The sequence below is a fragment of the Nostoc sp. DSM 114159 genome (assembly GCF_053470285.1).
This window is the reverse complement of sequence record NZ_JBPFEH010000001.1, coordinates 3315063-3331987: the sequence shown is the minus strand read 5'-3', so window position 1 is coordinate 3331987 and position 16925 is coordinate 3315063. Positions and strand designations below refer to the sequence as shown.

The following is a 16925-nucleotide window of genomic DNA, read 5'->3' as shown; positions in this document are numbered from 1 at the left end:
GGATCGGAAATTAACTTGTAATACTAAAATGTTTGATAAGCTAATAATTAGGGTATCATGCTAAATATAATTTGCCGTACACACTCTTTGTATATATTGTGCAAACTCTATCTACTGCATAATTTAGTCAGACAAATCAGCGATACCTCCGGTATAGCGATCGCTAACGCAAGTTTATAGACAAAAAAGCCGATGAGCAAAACACGCCAGTATAGAAGCTCATTGGCGAAGACTGCACCGATGACAAATTACTAGCAAAAAGTGGTGCTTAGAGGTTGTGGAAAATGCAGGTGGGTGGATTTTTGCTTGTAGAAGCCGCTCACAGTGGCAAAGAAATATGTTGACTGCTAAATAAGGAGGAAAGGAATTGCTAACAGAAAATGAACTACACCTATCTGCCGATGTGCTGGTAATTGGTGGTGGCCCTGCCGCAGCATGGGCAGCATGGGCAGCCGCATCCCAAGGAGTCAAAGTCATCATTGTTGATAAAGGTTTTCTGGGTACGAGCGGTGCAGCTGCTGCTAGTGGTAACGGCATTATGGCTCCTTCTCCAGAGAATTGGAACAAAGTTTTATCGGAGCGTTATCGCATAGGAAAAAACCTCGCTAACTCACGTTGGATCGAGCGTGTGATCGAAAAAACTTGGCTGAGTTTGCCCCTAGTGGAAAGTTGGGGCTATCGTTTCCCCAAAGAAGATGGGGAATCTGTGCGTCAGAGCTATTATGGGCCTGAATATATGCGGGTACTTCGCAAAAACCTTTTGCGTGTTGGTGTACAAATTTTCGACCAAAGTCCGGCTCTAGAACTTTTATTGGCTGACGATGGCTCAGTCGCCGGGGCAAGAGGTGTACAGAGGCAACATCATCGTAGCTATACCGTTCGTGCTGGTGCAGTAGTCTTAGCAAATGGCGGTTGTGCATTCTTGAGTAAAGCATTAGGGTGCAATACTAATACCGGTGATGGGCTGCTGATGGCAGTAGAAGCTGGTGGCGAACTCTCTAGTATGGAAGCTTCCAATCACTATGCAATTTCGACCGCTTTTAATGCCACAGTGACGCGGGGTGTTCCCTTTGGCTGGGCTAGTTACACTGATGAAGCAGGTAACGATCTTGGTGGCTATATTGATGGTCGTCGCGATCCATCGTTCCTTCCCAATGCCCTCTTGAAAGGCTCCGTTTATGCTTGTTTGGATAAAGCCACACCTGAAGTCAAAGCAGTAATTGAAAAGTCTCATTTCATCGCTTTTCTACCGTATAAAAAAGCTGACATTGACCCCTATACAGAACGAGTGCCTGTAACCCTAATTTTAGAAGGTACAGTCCGTGGTACAGGTGGAATCCGTTTGACCGATGATAGTTGCGGTACAAAGGTTCCTGGCCTCTACGCCGCCGGTGATGCTGCATCGCGGGAGTTTTTAGCTGGGTTAGCTTCTGGAGGCGGTGGCCCTAATGCTGCCTGGGCAATCTCTACAGGGCAATGGGCTGGAGTTGGGGCAGCTACCTTTGCCAAAAGTTTGGGCGATCGAGCAAATGAACGGGTTGCACGTCCTGCTGGTCAAGTGGGATTGCGATCAGCTACGCTGGGCGGAACGCCATCGCCGATGGCGGGGCGTAGCCCATCGCCTTCACCATCTTCGGAAACATTCGATAGTGAGGCGATCGTGCGTGGCGTACAAGACCAGATGTTCCCGTTGGAGAAGAACTACTTGCGTTCTGAGCAGGGACTTCTAGATTCCCTCGCCAAATTAGAAACCCTGTGGCAGCAAGTACAAGGGAACCCGAAACAAGATACAGTGCGCGATGTGGAATTTTCTCGTCGAGCAGCTGCTCTGACGGCTGTAGCGCGATGGGCGTATTTTAGTGCTTTACATCGCACGGAAACACGCAGCGAACATATTCGTGTGGACTATCCCGAAACCGATCCAAATCAGCGTTATTACCAAGCAACTGGCGGTTTAGATAAACTTTGGGTGAGGCGCGATTGGATTAAGGATGCCATCGCTACACCACCAGTACAAACCTCTCAAACCACACCCTCTGTATCAAAGTTGTAATAGGAGCAGGATCGTGATCGAGCTTGTCAGCCATAAACTCTGTATCAATTGCAATCTGTGCGTCCAGGTATGTCCTACTAATGTTTTTGACTCCGTACCGAACCAACCACCTGCGATCGCTAGGCAAGAAGACTGTCAAACTTGTTTCATGTGTGAAGCATATTGTCCTGCGGATGCACTCTATGTTGCGCCCCAATCTCATACCAATGTTGCAGTCAATGAGGATGAATTAATTGAAAGTGGCATCATGGGTGAATATCGTCGCATCTTGGGTTGGGGATATGGCAGAAAAAATAATAGTGAATTAGATACTGCTCATAAACTACGCCAACTACCGCGCCCCTATCAAAGTTAATTTCAGTAGGCTTGATTTTTAGTTGTATCGCTCTCTTAAGGGACTTCCAAAGAAAAAAACATTCAATTTTTATTGTGGGGTGGGCGACACGATAGCCCAATGGTTAGGGCGGACAAGATGTCCACCCCACAAGATTGAATAATTTATTTCTTGGTAATCCCTAAGAATCAAGCCTTTGCAGTCCTGGAATGCAAGTTTTTGGTCAGGTTAAGTGTTTTACCCCTAGACATACTTTTTCGGATCTTGCATTTGCAGCTTATATATGTGAATATTCCATCATAAAATACGGTAAATTGCCTGATTTATCGTAGTATGATGTTGCTTATAGTTTAAATGTACCTATGTTCAGTAAGTATTTACCACATCGACTGATGAAGATTGTCAGCAGCCTTCTTCAAAATTATGAAATATCCAGAATTGGCATATTTGCCTTATTCTTTACCTGTGGGTTAACTTTGACCCTTGTGATATCTGCGTGTTCTGCCACCAATACGGGTAACTCTGTAGCAACACAGACAGCAAAACAAGGTGTGGTAGTTCGTATCGGCTATCAAAAAGCGGCGACTATTCTCAGCGCTCTCAAAAACCGAGGCAATTTAGCGCAAACTTTAAAGACTGCTGGTGCTTCGGTGACATGGGCAGAATTTCCCGCCGGTCCACCTATGCTAGAAGCAATGAACGCAGGTAGTATTGACTTTGGCTATACAGGTGAATCACCACCAATATTTGCCCAAGCCGGAGGTACTCCCTTGGTTTATGTTGCTTACGATCCTTGGAGTCCCAAAGCTGAAGCAATTATTGTACCGAAAGATTCACCAATTAAAACGGTTGCTGACCTGAAAGGGAAAAAATTAGCCTTTGCTAAAGGCTCGAACAGTAACTATCTTGTTGTCAAAGCTGTAGAAGCTGCCGGATTAAAGTATAGTGACATTCAACCAGCACATCTAACACCAGCAGATGCCCGTGCAGCATTTACTGGTGGTAACGTTGATGCTTGGGCAATTTGGGACCCTTACCTAGCAGCAGTTGAACACGACACAAAGGTTAGAAAATTAACAGATGCGACAAATTTAGCACCGAATCGGGGTTACTATCTTGCGCGTCAAGAGTTTGTTAAATCTCACCCAGATTTATTGAAAACCCTGTTAGATGAAGTAAGCATTGTAAATGAATGGGCAACAAATAATCCAGAAGAAGTTGCCAAGTTTTTAGAACCAGAGTTAGGTATTCCCGCAGCAGCATTAGAAATTGCCGAAAAACGACGAAAATATGGTGTTTTACCGCTAACAGATGAAGTAATCACTCAGCAACAAAACATTGCCGATACTTTTTACAAAATCAAGCTAGTTCCCAAGCAAATCCAAGTCAAAGATATTGTTTGGAACGGTAATAAATCTTAGAAGTTTCTCCCTACTCGCAAAAGCTTATGGACATCAACACCCAACAGATAAAAACTGATGTACTTGTCATTGGTGGCGGTACAGCCGGGACAATGGCTGGAATTAAAGCCAAACAAGCAAATCCCGATGCAGAGGTGCTGATCTTAGAAAAGGCTAACATCCGACGGAGTGGTGCGATCGCAATGGGTATGGATGGAGTTAATACCGCAGTCATTCCCGGTCATTCTACCCCAGAACAATACGTGCGCGAAATCACCCTTGCTAACGATGGCATTGTCAACCAAAAAGCCGTATATCAAACAGGCAAATTAGGTTACGAAGTCATCCAAGAATTAGAAAGTTGGGGTGTGAAATTTCAAAAAGATGCCCAAGGCAACTATGACTTAAAACAAGTGCATCGTGTGGGTAAATATGTCTTACCCATGCCAGAAGGAAAAGACCTCAAAACGATTCTTACCCGACAAGTTAAACGCCACAAAGTCAAAGTCACAAATCGCGTCATGGCAACCCGCGTCTTAGTCAAAGCAGGACGTGCGATTGGTGCAGTAGGATTTGATGTCAGAAACGGTGATTATATTGTCATTCAAGCTAAAGCAGTCATCCTGTGTACAGGTGCTTGTGGCAGATTAGGATTACCTGCTTCCGGCTATCTCTACGGCACTTATGAAAATCCTACCAATGCCGGCGATGGCTATTCAATGGCTTATCATGCAGGTGCAGAACTTAGTAATATTGAATGCTTTCAAGTTAATCCTTTAATCAAAGATTACAACGGCCCCGCTTGTGCTTATGTCGCCGGGCCTTTTGGCGCACACACAGCCAACGCCGAAGGAAATCGCTTCATTAACTGTGACTATTGGAGTGGTCAAATGATGTTGGAAATCTGGAAAGAATTAAATTCTGGAAAAGGGCCAGTCCAACTCAAAATGACTCATCTGGATGAAGATACAATCGCGGAAATTGAATCTATACTTTGGGCAAATGAACGACCAAGTAGAGAACGTTTTCATCAAGGTAGAAATGAAGATTATCGCACTCACGGCGTCGAGATGCACATTTCTGAAATAGGCTTATGTAGCGGTCATAGTGCCTCTGGTGTGTGGGTGAATGAAAATGCTCAAACAACCATTCCAGGTTTATATGCAGCCGGAGACATGGCCAGCGTTCCCCATAATTACATGATTGGGGCATTTGTTTTTGGTCGCATAGCCGGAACTCATGCCATTGAATATATCCAAAATTTGGATTTTATTGAACCAGACACAGATTTTTTAGAAGCTGAAAAAGCCAGAATTTATGCACCTTTAACTCGTCCGAATGGTGTACCTCATACTCAAGTTGAATATAAATTAAGACGCTTAGTAAATGATTATCTGCAACCACCAAAAACAGGTAACAAAATTGATATTGGTTTAAAACATTTTGTGCAATATCAAGAAACATTAGATTTAATGGGCGCTCGTGACCCTCATGAATTGATGCGTAGTCTAGAAGTTCACTTTATTCGCGACTGTGCAGAAATGGCAGCCAGAGCATCATTATATCGTCAAGAAACTCGTTGGGGGCTTTATCATTACCGCTTAGATTATCCAGATAAAAATGATGAAGAGTGGTTTTGTCATGTCAATTTAAAGAAAAATGAATTAGGGAAAATGGTATTGTTTAAGCGTCCTATCGATCCTTATATTGTGGATATCAATTTACATCATGAAATTTATGATGTAGCAGTGAAATAAATATGAAATATTTATTTTGGGATTTTGATAATACACTAGGTTATCGTCAAGGAATGTGGAGTGAAACATTACATTCAATTTTAATATTGAATGGAATCTCTAATATAAATTTAGAAGATATTCGACCATTGTTGAAGAATAACTTTACTTGGCACTCTCCAGAAACTCCCCATAATTTATTTTTTAATGGTAAAGGTTGGTGGGAGTATATGAATGAATATTTTGCAGAAATATATGAAAAAGTAGGAGTAAATAAAAATCAGGCGAAAAAATATGCTTTCCAAGTCCAGAATGAATATAAAAATATTGAAAAATGGCATTTATATGATGATGTAATTCCTACTTTGCAAGATGCAATTAAAAATAATTATAAAAATATAATTCTCTCAAATCATATACCTGAACTACACGAAATTATAGACAATTTAAATATTACAGAATACTTTGAAAAAATATATACGTCTGGCAAAATTGGATATGAAAAACCCAACCTCAAATTTTACGATCGAGTCATTAATGATTTAAAGATTGAAAAAACAGAATGTGTAATGATAGGTGATAGCTACAATGCTGATATTACTGGAGCATTACAGGCAGATATACAAGCAATTTTAGTCAGGAAGCCTAATGATAAAAATTATAAACTTTATAGTCAAGATTTCGGAGGGATACTAAAAATAATTAGAAAACTCTCAACTATTGAATAGAGCATTTTCGCGAAAGAATTGAATGAGTTATAAAGCCATAATTTTCGATCTCGATAATACACTGTTAAATTTTGAAATATGTGAACGTCAAGCTATTCTTGGTGCCTTGAAAGCTTGTACAATATCTTTGGATTTACATAAAATAAGTGAAAATGTTTTTCTGCAAGCATTTGAAACTTATAATTCCCAGTATTGGAGACAACGAGAAATCTTTTCTCCTAGTGAGTTGATAGAGATATCTTATCGAAGTACACTTGCTCAATTAGATATACAAACAGATAAAATCAGCAATCTTAGCCAAAGTTTTTGGCAAATTTTTAATCATTCAAGCGTCTTGGAACCTAATGTATATGAAGTGCTAACTGTTCTTGCACGTAGTTATCGTTTAGCTGTCATCAGCAACGGGTTTGTATCAGCGCAATTACCGAGAATGCAAGCTGCTGGAATCGAGCATTTTTTTGAGGAAGTTGTAGTTTCTGAAGCAATTGGTTTTGCTAAACCATCTCCTGAGATATTCCATCATGCTTTATCTAAGTTAAATTTAACATCAGCAGAAGTTCTTTACGTTGGAGATTCTCTAAAGCACGACTATGCGGGAGCAACACAAGTCAAAATGGATTTTTGTTATTACAACAGAAAAAATCAAAATTTACCACAAGAAGTAAAACCAAAGTTTATGATAAGTGAACTCTTAAATTTGCTGGAATTGTTTAACTAACAGATTTTTCATTGATTCATCTAAAATTAGATTTTAAATAGGTTGTTTTAAATTAGTTTGAAGAATTTTCTAATATGTCTATATATAATTCAATTGGTCAACAATACTCAAAAACTCGCGTTCCTGATATCCGTATTGTCAATAAATTAATTGATTTACTCAATTTACCTAAAGGTAGCATTATAGCTGATATTGGCGCTGGTACTGGTGGTTACAGTTTAGCACTAGCTAATAAAGGATTTATTGTTAATGCTGTTGAACCTTCTGTAGTTATGCAAAAACAAGCAGTAGAACATCAGCAAATTAAGTGGTTTACTGGCTATGCAGAAAATTTACCTCTACCAGATCAGTCTGTTGATGCTGTTGTAAGTATCCTAGCAATTCATCACTTTTCTCATCTCGAAAAAGCTTTTCAGGAAATGCACAGAATAATTAGAGATGGGGCAATAATTTTGTTAAGTTTTGATATTAGATTAGCTCAGAAGATATGGCTTTATGATTATTTTCCGTTTTTGTGGGAAGATGCCTTACGATTTTTACCACTTAAGGAACAGGTTAATTTAATTCAGAGTAATACTAAAAGGCGTGTTGAAGCTATACCCCTTTTGTTACCATACGATTTATCTGATTTATTCGCAGCAGCAGGCTGGAGACGGCCAGAGTTATATCTTCAACCAGAAGTACGTGCAGGAATATCATCTTTTGCTTTAGCTAATCAAGACTTAGTAGAACAAGGAGTAAAGTTACTTGCAGCAGATTTAAGTAGTGGAAAATGGAGCAAAAAATATGGTGATATTTACAATTTGACAGAGATTGATATAGGCTATCGTTTTATCCGTGCAACGCTGGATAACTAAATAATTGTAATTTAAAATTAAATTATGACAAACAAAGTTAGTGTAGATGAAAAAATTAAAATTAGACAATTTGAGATTAAAGATGTAGAGAGAATTGCTAGTCTTTGCGAACAACTTGAATATTCTGTGACTAATCAACAAATAGAGCAACGCCTGACTAAAATTCAAAATAACGATGCTCATATTGTATATGTTGCTACTGTAGAAGATGAATATGTAATTGGTTGGGCGCACGCTCATATTTGTGAATCAATAGTTATTCCAACTCCAGCGATTATTTTGGGATTAGTTGTAGATAAAGATTATCGTCATAGTGGAATTGGACGTTTTTTGATGCAGCAAATTGAACAGTGGGCTTCTCTGGCTGGATGTGATAGTGTTCTGTTACGTTCTAATACTAAACGCAAAGAAGCTCACTTGTTTTATGAGAAAATTGGTTATACCAACATCAAGCAATCATTAACTTTTTATAAAAAATTGTTTTAGTGCGATCGCTCTCTCCTGTAGGTTGGGTGGAACGTAGTGGAACCCAACAAATACCATGAAGAAAAATGCAAAAACTTTCAACTATAAAAATATCTCTATTCTCCAGGTAAAATTCACGCTGCAATTATTTTTATCTGTGGAAATCTTCTTTAAAATTTTCGTAATTTGCTGTACCATCCCCTTTGATTGCGATCGCACCGTTGCTAGGATTGGTTTTGATGGTTAAGGTTGTGGGGTTGATGCTGCTGTCTGCGTCGCTGTCATTAGTAAAAAGGTATTGGCATGACTGGTGAAGAATTGCTGAAGCGATATGCTGCTGGGGAAAGAAACTTTAGTGGGATTAATTTGAGTGGGGTTGATTTCAATAGTATCCCTATCAATGGCACTAGTATTGATCTGACTGGTATCGATCTCAGTGGAGCCAATCTCACTCAAGTTGTGCTTGGCTCGGTTAACTTGACCAATGCCAATTTGAGTGCGGCAATCTTGCTCAAAGCTGGGATGCACGATGTTACTCTGACTGGAGCCAATCTGATTGGAGCCGATTTGAGAGGGTTGGAAGCTCATGAATCTAATTGGCAAAGAGCTAACTTGACCAGAGCTAATCTGGGATTTAGCAAGCTCACTCAATTGGATTTGACTGAAGCGATCCTCAGCCATGCCGACTTGACTTGTGCCGATCTTATAATGTGCAAATTTGTCGATGCTGTAATGGCTTCCATTCAAGCGGTCTGCACTAAAATTACGCATGGCTTCTTCAACAGAGCTTATCTGAGAAAAGCCAATTTGGAGCGAGCTTGGATAGAGTCCACGGTTCTTGACTATGCCAACTTTACTGCGGCTAACTTGATTAATGCTGGTATCATCGATTGTGATGCTGCCAAAGTTAATTTCACCCATGCCTTTATGAGTGGTATCACCATTAGAACTCCCTTTACCAAAAGTAACTTCAGTAATGCCGACCTCTCCGATGGAAGTTTTTACCGACTGATCGTCGAAGAGTGTGACTTTAGAAACGCTTTCTTTCACAGGACTCGAATAACCCAAGTTACCTTCGAGAACTGTTTGTGGGGTGAGGTAAGTAGTTTCGATACCGACGCTATCATCAGAGACAATTAAATTGGCAGATATCCCTCTAGTTATAGTGTTATCCCCAGTGCGATCGCTCTCTCCTTTAGGTTGGGTGGAACGTAGTGGAACCCAACACATGACATCGGGAAAACAGAAAATATTCACACTATAATAATCTCTCTATTTATTGTAAAAATTAATGCTAAACCTATTTTATATATTTAGTTATGCACTAAGATTAATATCCTTTGATGTTGGGTTACGGCGCAATATAAATTTTTAATTGTGCCGCCAAGATACTAACTTGCGCCTCCACCCAACCTACAAATAGATTATTCCTTTCCTACATCTTCAGTAAATTATATCTCTATTCCTGAACCCCAATTTATATCGTAAACTCCTTTGTTTACATACAAAATAAAACTTGAATAATTTCAATCTTTAGGTGCTTTAACATATCCATGCTTAACAGGGTTATAATGAATATAATCAACATGACGAATAAAATCAATTTCGTCTTGAATTTGATGTACCCAAAATCTGCGCTGCCAAACAGCTTTTTCACCTTTATTTTGACGCGATCCAGAGATTTTTCCTTGATATTGAATATCACAACGATGGGTAAAATAATTTTTTATTAATCGCCAACGATTTGAAAAATCACTATCACCTGGGGGTAACGTCCAAATACAGTGTATGTGGTTTGGTAATATGACAATGGCATCTACAAGAAATGGAGATTTGCTTATTACTTCTCTGAATGCTTGTCTTAACAGCAGAATATTCTCTGCATTACAAAGAAATTCCCGGCGGTTATGAGTAACAACGGTAAAGAAAAATGTACCTCATTCTATCTTGGCTCTGCGATATTCCATAAGGCCTATAAACAACCTAAAATCATGAGATAATTGATGTAAGCTTATCCCATTGATTTTACCGTTTAGCAGTTTGATAACAAAAGTATGGAGTTATTTTATGGCTTTAATCAATCAAAGAATAGATGTTCCTGTGATCGTTGATGAATCAAAATGTTTAGAAAAATGCACAGCCTGTATTGAAGTTTGTCCCTTGGATGTATTGGCGAAAAATCCAGAAACAGGCAAAGCTTATATGAAATATGATGAATGTTGGTTTTGTCTGCCTTGTGAAAAAGAATGTCCAACCAATGCAATTACTGTGCAAATTCCCTTTTTGTTACGTTAACTATCTCTAGTAAAATTAATGAATGATGACCTCAATCATTGGCTAGAAATGCTGCGATCGCCTGACGTAAACGATCGGATAGTAGCTGTCAAAACCTTGCAACATCTCGGCGATGACGAAACAATCGATGCTTTAATCATCGCTTTGAAAGACGAACATATTACTGTTCAGAAAATAGCAATATCTGCCCTTTGGGAGATTGCTAATCCTGTTGCCATCCCGGCTTTAATTGAATGCCTCGGTTCAGCAGATTCAGATATTCGCACTGAAGCCGCCTCAGCATTAAACGAGTTAGTTACACAAGATGAATTGTTACTTTTACTAGATAAACTCCAAAGTAATGATGTAAATATTCAATTAAATATTTTAGTGCTTTTGCGGAAGATACATGATATTCAATCTTTACCCGAAATTTTACCATTTTTAGAATCAAAAAATCCTGAGTTAAGAGAAGCAGCCGTTACAACACTGCGATATATCAATCAACTAGAAAAATGTCCGCAAGCTTTAAATTTAATCTTTGATGAGGAAGCAAGTGTACGTCGTGCTGCTGCTTTAACTTTAGAACATTTACAAGATGCAGAAGCGATCGCAATCCTTTGTCAAGCACTTACAAATGATAGTGACTGGCAAGTTCGCCGGAATGCAGCGAAATCTCTGGCTATTCATGCAAATAATCAAGCAATTTCAGCATTAGAAATAGCTTTAAATGATGAACATTGGCAAGTGCGCAAATCAGCAGCACAAGCTTTGCAAAAAATCCCAGATATTCAAGTTATGCCGAGATTAATTCAAGCATTAACAGATGAATATGCAGATGTAAGAAAAGAAGCTGCGATCGCACTTGGAAATTTAGCTCATCCCGACGTTATTAATCCCCTACAACAAGCCTTAGACGATCCTGACAAAGAAGTTTCCATCCAAGCGCAACGGGCAATTCAGAAGATTCAAACAGATACAATAGTCTCAAGGGAGCAGTAAATAACTAAGGGAAAGCTTAATGGACAATCCATTTCCTGGAATGAACCCGTATTTGGAACAGCCTGAACTTTGGCATCAAGTTCACAATCGTTTGATTGTAGCGATTGCTGATGATCTGACTCCTCAAATCGCCCCTAAATACCGGGTTTCCATTGAAGAGCGAGTTTACACTAGTGTAGATGATATCTTACTCGTAGGAATTGCTGATATAGCAGTTGCCAAACGTAACACTACAGATAACAGTACAACTTTGACTACTGCAAAACTTGCTGAACCTAGTAAAGTGAAAGTTCCTGTACCCGAACAGATAACTGAGCGATTTTTAGAGGTGCGAACAACTCCAACTAAAGAAGTAGTTGCTGTGATTGAAATACTTTCCCCCAAGAATAAACGCTCCAAAGAAGGTAGAGCCACCTACGAAAGTAAACGACAGAAAATTTTGGCTTCTGCAACCAACTTAGTAGAAATTGACCTTTTGAGACAAGGGCAGCCAATGCCTCTTCTCGCAGCATCAACCACAGATTATAGTTATAGTATCTTGGTCAGTCGCAGCTATAACAGGCCTGATGCAGATTTATATACTTTTGATTTAAAAAACCCAATTCCTGTTTTTCCTGTACCTTTGCGTGAGGGAGAACCTGAACCTATAGTTGACTTGCAAAGATTATTAAATGAAGTTTACGAACGTGCTAGATTTGACTTGGCAATTGATTATTCACAACCCTTAAAGATAGTGCGCTCGCCCGAAGAAGAAGCTTGGGTGAGAGAAGTTTTGCAGAGAAGCTAAATCAGAGCGATCATTCTTGTTAACTCAGTAGTGCCAAACCGATCGAAGCTTTGCTAATTTCGCAATACAAATTCTTTACTCCAAATTATTGACCTCTGCTTATCATCAATATTTATCAGGTGGACTTTATCGACAAAACAACGATAATTTAAATCTAAATGCTGTGCTTCTTCTAACACTTGCAAAAATTTATCTGTATCTTTTGTAAATTTTCCTAGCGTTAAATGTGGAACGAATGGTAAATTATACCTGAAATATTCAGCTAATATACTTGTATATAATTCGTTGTGTAGTTTTATCGTATCTACTTTTCCTTCTTCAACCATTAAAAACATATACTCATCCCATGATTTTTGTAATCCTTGGAGACAAATAGGAAATGTTTTCCACTTACTCAAGATACTATCAATATGAAGAATGAGATTGTTTTCATTAATAGACTCGATTATGGGAAATACAAGTGTAATATGTGGTTCAATTAAATCAAATTGTGGGTCATATTTCTGCCTTATTTGATCGATATCCTCTGTGTTAATATTGGGGTAATGAACGAGTGCGTAAGACATACTCATAAATGATTAAAGGTTATACAGCAGATTTCAACTTCTCTACAAGAGCTTAAACCAATATCAGGTACAGAAATACCCCTTCTAACATCCAGAAGATATGACTACAGTCCATGAGCAAGAAGTTGTCCAACTACTCAAACAAATTATCGAACCTATTTTAAAAAATGATATCGTTAGTTTGGGAATGGTGCGAAATCTCCGCATAGTTGATGACTACGTTTACTTACGTTTATATATTGGTTCTCATCAGCACCAGTTACAGTCAGAAATTCAATTCTTATTATCATCTTTATCTTGGTGTAAAAAAACTTATATTCAAATTTGTACAATTCCCGGTGTTAAAACAACTCTAGGCATCTCTAGCGGTAAAGGTGGTGTGGGCAAATCCACAACAGCCGTTAATCTCGCCGCAGCTTTAAAATTACAAGGTGCAAAAGTAGGATTATTAGATGCTGATGTTTATGGCCCCAATGTTCCCCAAATGTTGGGTTTAGGACAAGCTGATATTCAAGTGATTAATACTCCCACAGGTGATAAGTTTTTACCTTTAGAAGCTCAAGGAATAAAAATAATGTCAGTGGGTTTACTTGCAGAAGCAAATCGTCCTTTGGCATGGCGGGGGCCTGTATTACATAAAATTATCACGCAATTTTTGCAAGATGTGGAATGGGGAGAATTAGATTATTTATTAATAGATTTACCTCCTGGTACAGGTGATGCTCAAATTACAATTATCCAAGAAAGCCCAATTTGTGGAGTCATTTTAGTGACAACTCCTCAACAAGTGGCTGTTGCAGATGTGCGACGTAATATATATATGTTTCGCCAAGTGGGTGTTCCTGTCCTTGGTATCATTGAAAATATGAGTTATTTAATTTGTGGTGATTGTGGTTCACGCACACCGATTTTTGGTAGTGGTGGTGGCGAACAACTAGCCGCAGAATTACAAGCGCCTCTGTTGGGACAAATTCCCATCGATCCCCGCATTTGTAGCGGTAGTGATACTGGAAATCCGATCGCGATCGGCGAATATGCTTCACCAGCAAAGGAAGTTTTTACACAAATAGCTACTTCATTAAATACTACTTTTACGTTACACAATGAGACTACACAACTTGACCAAGCTTACTAGCTTCAGGAACTTCAATCAATTGCCCTGTTTTGACATCGTAGATATAGCCATAGATCGGAATTTCATTCGGAACTAATGGATGCAAACGAATCCGTTGGACATCTGTATAGACGCTTTTGGCTTGGTCATCAATAGTTAACCAATTGATAAACTTGCCTTCGCCCGATCCCGACTCAGAGCCAATATCTGACCAACCTCTTTCATCTAGCTTGGCTGTTTTGAGGCTACTAGAAAGTAAATTACTGATGATTTCATTAGTGAAGGTTTCCATGCCGCAATTAGTGTGATGAATTACAAACCATTCACGCGTACCCAGTAACTTGTAAGAAATCACTAAAGAGCGAATCGCATCATCGCTAGCACGCCCACCTGCATTACGAATTACATGGGCATCTCCTTCAGCTAGTCCAGCAAATTTAGCTGGATCGAGCCGAGCATCCATGCACGTGAGAATTGCAAACCGACGAGATGGGGGTATGGTGAGATTACCTTTATCACCGAATTTATCAGTGTAACTAAGATTAGCTGCCAGAACTTCTTCTACAATTTGGCTCATTTTGAGTTGATGTGGGCGATCGCTAGTAGGAGCGCAAGGCCTTGCGCATTCGTGTCAACTTAACGTGAAAGCCAGCCGAGAACAAGCTTTTAGATATTGTCTCGGTTGTCTCGTTCCCAGTCTCCGACTGGGGATGTTCGTCGTTGAGGCTCCGCCTCAAGACTTGCGGCAGAGCCGTAACGATCAGCATTTCCAGCCTCTGGCTGGAAACGAGGTTTGAAAAGGAGTTTGAGCTTAAGTTGACATCAATGGGCCTTGCGCCCCTACGAACGGTGTGGTTCAAATACACGAAAACTGATGTAATTAGTTTGACGCAGAGGCGCAGAGAGTACGAGTTTGAAACAAGTTTTTGCGATCTATGCGGGGTAAAAAACTAATGTTCGGAGTTCGATGCTTTCTCGTGGGGGAGCGTTGGCTGGGCTGGTGGGGTCTTCAAAGGCTGTATGGGCAGCAAAACGGGCGTGTCCGTCTTCTGCGGAGTCGAAACATTTGATAAATAGTGCTTCGTCCCTGTGCATTTGCGGGAAGTAGAACCATTTATGTTGGGAGTTATACGTGACTCCGTATGTCTCACCAACCCGATCGCGGTAGACAAGATCGCCAGCTACAAGGTCTGTGGGTGCGATACTTTGCGCGTCACACAGTGCTAGTGGTGACTCTTGGATTGGTTGGGCGATCGCTCGCCAAACATTGATGATGGCAAATCGTTGTTTTAGTAACGTATCAATATCATCATCATCTATGCCTCGCGCTGCTAGTTCCAAACGGGCGCGAGTATAGCCTGATTTGGCGGTGAAGTCGTTGTGTACGCGCTTAGCGGGTTCTTTAATATTATTCTCACCTGGCTTGGAGTTACCAGCGTTACGCAAGGTATGATCGAATATCACTACCTTCGTTGCACCTGTCACTTCTTTTAACAATTGCTCGGCTTCTGGATAGTAGACGCGGACTACTTCGTCTTCATCGTAAAAGTTGCGGACATTAGTATTATGTCCAGTAAAGGCGAATCCTTCTCGATCTAACGAGATGTTCTCTGAGATGGAGCGAGCGTTGTAAATTGGCAGTTTGTGCGTCTGATAAGTTGCATTCGTGCGAGGAATCCCGGTTGGCGGTTCGTAAGTATAGTTAACAGGTTTTTCTGCCATTGGAACTAGGTAACTGAGGTTAGCCTCTACGGATGGCAGTTCTTGGGAAATCGGTCTATCTAGAACTTGGTTATTTAAGCTCATAGGTCATCCCATTTTGGATTTTGGTTAATTTTTGGTCAATACTTAACAGTTAATGATTCACTCCGATCGCCATACCTTTGTGTGCTATTTTTGAGATGCACCAACGGGAACAGGTTCACCGAGAACTTTGGCAAATCTTTGCAAATAGAAGTCCACAGGGTTTGCTACTGCTTGGATTGAGGAGCGATCGCTTAACCTGTTCCACCATGTCTGCAAACGAGGTGTTTCTGCTGGTAGTGTGAATTTGCGGAAGTGTTCTAAGAGTGGTAAACGTTCAAACCAGGGATAGAAGCTGATATCTACTAGGCTAAACCGATCTCCTAAGAAGTAATCACCTTTGCCTAATCCTTCTTGTTCAATATATAAAAGTGCTTCTGTGAACTCTTTTCGTCCTTGTTCTTGTTCTTGGCTATCTTTACCACGTAAAAATTTGTTAAAAGCCGGGACAAGGCGAGTATTGGCGTAATCTATCCAAATCCGAGCGATCGCTTTACCTGCGGGATCGCGGGGTAACAAAGGTGGTTCTGGAAAAACTTCATCTAGATATTCATTGATAATGGCGGACTCGTAAATTTCCACATCCCCATGTTTGATAGCCGGAACTTTACCATAGCGCGAAATCTGGGTGTACCCATCTGGTTTATTTTGTAAATCAATTTCTATCGGGGTGAAGTCAATACCTTTTTCCAGTAAGACAACGCGAGTCCGTTGAGAGAAGGTAGAGGCTTTGGCGAAGTATAGTTGGATGTTGCTCATGAAATTTTTTTCCTTGTAATAATCGTGATATGTAGACTATTCAACCTAAAGCAATAAAACAGAAGTTGTTCAAGAGCGATCGCCCACTATGGATGAAAGAAACCATCTGTTTTCTCCAGAGCTAGATGTGTTGATTGGTGCAGTTAAATAATTGATTGGCAGGTATCTACGTCAGTTTAAATGATATACTACAGTTTATCGGTCGATTTAATGTACTTAAAATAGTATACAGTCTTTATGAAAATATGCATACCTAATTATTAGTGTAACTAAATAAATAGTTTGACATAATCAGGTATTTGTGCATTGGGATTCTTTTTGTTGGCTGT

The 16925-nt window shown here is 39.9% G+C and carries 19 protein-coding genes and 1 pseudogene; 15 read left to right on the top strand and 5 right to left on the bottom strand.

The genetic code is table 11. From position 1 onward, the window contains the following. Positions 1–367: 367 nt before the first annotated feature. The 11 genes from ACR5KR_RS13700 (at position 368) to ACR5KR_RS13650 (ending at position 9555) form a co-directional block, all read left to right on the top strand. Positions 368–2053, top strand: coding sequence for an FAD-dependent oxidoreductase (locus ACR5KR_RS13700; RefSeq protein ID WP_448266899.1), 1686 nt, complete (start codon positions 368–370; stop codon positions 2051–2053). 13 nt (positions 2054–2066) lie between these two features. Then, positions 2067–2408: a 4Fe-4S binding protein gene (locus ACR5KR_RS13695; RefSeq protein WP_322708593.1), complete on the top strand. Its 342-nt coding sequence runs from the start codon at positions 2067–2069 to the stop codon at positions 2406–2408. Positions 2409–2779: 371 nt separating this feature from the next. Continuing rightward, complete coding sequence (locus tag ACR5KR_RS13690; RefSeq protein ID WP_448266898.1) at positions 2780–3808, top strand: sulfonate ABC transporter substrate-binding protein; 1029 nt, start codon at positions 2780–2782, stop codon at positions 3806–3808. Between the two features lie 26 nt (positions 3809–3834). Continuing rightward, positions 3835–5544, top strand: a complete 1710-nt coding sequence (locus tag ACR5KR_RS13685) for a fumarate reductase/succinate dehydrogenase flavoprotein subunit (protein ID WP_448266897.1) — start codon at positions 3835–3837, stop codon at positions 5542–5544. 2 nt (positions 5545–5546) lie between these two features. After that, on the top strand, positions 5547–6251 hold the full coding sequence (locus ACR5KR_RS13680; RefSeq protein WP_448266896.1) for an HAD family hydrolase: 705 nt from the start codon (positions 5547–5549) through the stop codon (positions 6249–6251). Between the two features lie 22 nt (positions 6252–6273). Further along, complete coding sequence (locus ACR5KR_RS13675) at positions 6274–6969, top strand: HAD family hydrolase (protein ID WP_448266895.1); 696 nt, start codon at positions 6274–6276, stop codon at positions 6967–6969. A gap of 74 nt (positions 6970–7043) precedes the next feature. Continuing rightward, complete coding sequence (locus tag ACR5KR_RS13670; protein ID WP_448266894.1) at positions 7044–7826, top strand: class I SAM-dependent methyltransferase; 783 nt, start codon at positions 7044–7046, stop codon at positions 7824–7826. A gap of 24 nt (positions 7827–7850) precedes the next feature. Next, positions 7851–8312, top strand: a complete 462-nt coding sequence (locus ACR5KR_RS13665; RefSeq protein ID WP_448266893.1) for a GNAT family N-acetyltransferase — start codon at positions 7851–7853, stop codon at positions 8310–8312. A gap of 55 nt (positions 8313–8367) precedes the next feature. Continuing rightward, entirely contained in the window at positions 8368–8538 is a 171-nt protein-coding gene (locus ACR5KR_RS13660; protein ID WP_448266892.1) for a hypothetical protein, read from the top strand. 56 nt (positions 8539–8594) lie between these two features. Next, entirely contained in the window at positions 8595–9431 is an 837-nt protein-coding gene (locus ACR5KR_RS13655) for a pentapeptide repeat-containing protein (RefSeq protein ID WP_448266891.1), read from the top strand. A 1-nt stretch (position 9432) separates the two neighbouring features. Continuing rightward, positions 9433–9555 carry a hypothetical protein gene (locus ACR5KR_RS13650; protein ID WP_448266890.1) on the top strand — a complete coding sequence of 41 codons (123 nt, stop codon included), beginning with the start codon at positions 9433–9435 and terminating at the stop codon, positions 9553–9555. Positions 9556–9742: 187 nt separating this feature from the next. Here the strand turns inward: ACR5KR_RS13650 and ACR5KR_RS13645 are convergent. After that, positions 9743–10258, bottom strand: a pseudogene (locus ACR5KR_RS13645) (REP-associated tyrosine transposase). 100 nt (positions 10259–10358) lie between these two features. On the opposite strand from ACR5KR_RS13645, the gene ACR5KR_RS13640 reads away from it, so the two are divergent. The 3 genes from ACR5KR_RS13640 to ACR5KR_RS13630 are packed head-to-tail and all read left to right on the top strand — an operon-like array spanning position 10359 to position 12354. Next, positions 10359–10586 (top strand): 4Fe-4S dicluster domain-containing protein, encoded by a 228-nt coding sequence (locus ACR5KR_RS13640; RefSeq protein WP_012408944.1) that lies wholly within the window; start codon positions 10359–10361, stop codon positions 10584–10586. An 18-nt stretch (positions 10587–10604) separates the two neighbouring features. Beyond that, entirely contained in the window at positions 10605–11567 is a 963-nt protein-coding gene (locus tag ACR5KR_RS13635; RefSeq protein WP_448266889.1) for a HEAT repeat domain-containing protein, read from the top strand. 19 nt (positions 11568–11586) lie between these two features. Beyond that, positions 11587–12354: a DUF4058 family protein gene (locus ACR5KR_RS13630; protein WP_448266888.1), complete on the top strand. Its 768-nt coding sequence runs from the start codon at positions 11587–11589 to the stop codon at positions 12352–12354. 53 nt (positions 12355–12407) lie between these two features. On the opposite strand, the gene ACR5KR_RS13625 is transcribed toward ACR5KR_RS13630, so the two are convergent. Continuing rightward, a complete protein-coding gene (locus ACR5KR_RS13625) occupies positions 12408–12926 on the bottom strand; it encodes a 2'-5' RNA ligase family protein (protein WP_448266887.1) in 519 nt (172 codons plus the stop codon). Positions 12927–13020: 94 nt separating this feature from the next. Between ACR5KR_RS13625 and ACR5KR_RS13620 the strand changes: the two genes are divergently transcribed. Next, a complete protein-coding gene (locus ACR5KR_RS13620; protein WP_448266886.1) occupies positions 13021–14055 on the top strand; it encodes an Mrp/NBP35 family ATP-binding protein in 1035 nt (344 codons plus the stop codon). On the opposite strand, the gene ACR5KR_RS13615 is transcribed toward ACR5KR_RS13620, so the two are convergent. The 3 genes from ACR5KR_RS13615 to ACR5KR_RS13605 form a co-directional block, all read right to left on the bottom strand. Continuing rightward, complete coding sequence (locus ACR5KR_RS13615; protein ID WP_448266885.1) at positions 14030–14611, bottom strand: beta-class carbonic anhydrase; 582 nt, start codon at positions 14609–14611, stop codon at positions 14030–14032. The two genes, ACR5KR_RS13620 and ACR5KR_RS13615, sit on opposite strands and share 26 nt — an antisense overlap. Positions 14612–14967: 356 nt before the next feature. After that, positions 14968–15840, bottom strand: a complete 873-nt coding sequence (locus ACR5KR_RS13610) for a CmcJ/NvfI family oxidoreductase (RefSeq protein ID WP_448266884.1) — start codon at positions 15838–15840, stop codon at positions 14968–14970. 84 nt (positions 15841–15924) lie between these two features. After that, entirely contained in the window at positions 15925–16596 is a 672-nt protein-coding gene (locus tag ACR5KR_RS13605; RefSeq protein WP_445631916.1) for a glutathione S-transferase family protein, read from the bottom strand. Between the last annotated feature and the right edge of the window lie 329 nt (positions 16597–16925).

What these genes read in the sequence shown, in the direction of transcription:
- ACR5KR_RS13690 (WP_448266898.1), top strand. Translation starts at nt 2,780, where the DNA reads ATGAAGATTGTCAGCAGCCTTCTTCAAAATTATGAAATATCCAGAATT.
- ACR5KR_RS13665 (WP_448266893.1), top strand. Translation starts at nt 7,851, where the DNA reads ATGACAAACAAAGTTAGTGTAGATGAAAAAATTAAAATTAGACAATTT.
- ACR5KR_RS13685 (WP_448266897.1), top strand. Translation starts at nt 3,835, where the DNA reads ATGGACATCAACACCCAACAGATAAAAACTGATGTACTTGTCATTGGT.
- ACR5KR_RS13605 (WP_445631916.1), bottom strand. Translation starts at nt 16,596, where the DNA reads ATGAGCAACATCCAACTATACTTCGCCAAAGCCTCTACCTTCTCTCAA.
- ACR5KR_RS13640 (WP_012408944.1), top strand. Translation starts at nt 10,359, where the DNA reads ATGGCTTTAATCAATCAAAGAATAGATGTTCCTGTGATCGTTGATGAA.
- ACR5KR_RS13630 (WP_448266888.1), top strand. Translation starts at nt 11,587, where the DNA reads ATGGACAATCCATTTCCTGGAATGAACCCGTATTTGGAACAGCCTGAA.
- ACR5KR_RS13615 (WP_448266885.1), bottom strand. Translation starts at nt 14,611, where the DNA reads ATGAGCCAAATTGTAGAAGAAGTTCTGGCAGCTAATCTTAGTTACACT.
- ACR5KR_RS13655 (WP_448266891.1), top strand. Translation starts at nt 8,595, where the DNA reads ATGACTGGTGAAGAATTGCTGAAGCGATATGCTGCTGGGGAAAGAAAC.
- ACR5KR_RS13610 (WP_448266884.1), bottom strand. Translation starts at nt 15,840, where the DNA reads ATGAGCTTAAATAACCAAGTTCTAGATAGACCGATTTCCCAAGAACTG.
- ACR5KR_RS13670 (WP_448266894.1), top strand. Translation starts at nt 7,044, where the DNA reads ATGTCTATATATAATTCAATTGGTCAACAATACTCAAAAACTCGCGTT.
- ACR5KR_RS13620 (WP_448266886.1), top strand. Translation starts at nt 13,021, where the DNA reads ATGACTACAGTCCATGAGCAAGAAGTTGTCCAACTACTCAAACAAATT.
- ACR5KR_RS13675 (WP_448266895.1), top strand. Translation starts at nt 6,274, where the DNA reads ATGAGTTATAAAGCCATAATTTTCGATCTCGATAATACACTGTTAAAT.
- ACR5KR_RS13635 (WP_448266889.1), top strand. Translation starts at nt 10,605, where the DNA reads ATGAATGATGACCTCAATCATTGGCTAGAAATGCTGCGATCGCCTGAC.
- ACR5KR_RS13680 (WP_448266896.1), top strand. Translation starts at nt 5,547, where the DNA reads ATGAAATATTTATTTTGGGATTTTGATAATACACTAGGTTATCGTCAA.
- ACR5KR_RS13660 (WP_448266892.1), top strand. Translation starts at nt 8,368, where the DNA reads ATGAAGAAAAATGCAAAAACTTTCAACTATAAAAATATCTCTATTCTC.
- ACR5KR_RS13625 (WP_448266887.1), bottom strand. Translation starts at nt 12,926, where the DNA reads ATGAGTATGTCTTACGCACTCGTTCATTACCCCAATATTAACACAGAG.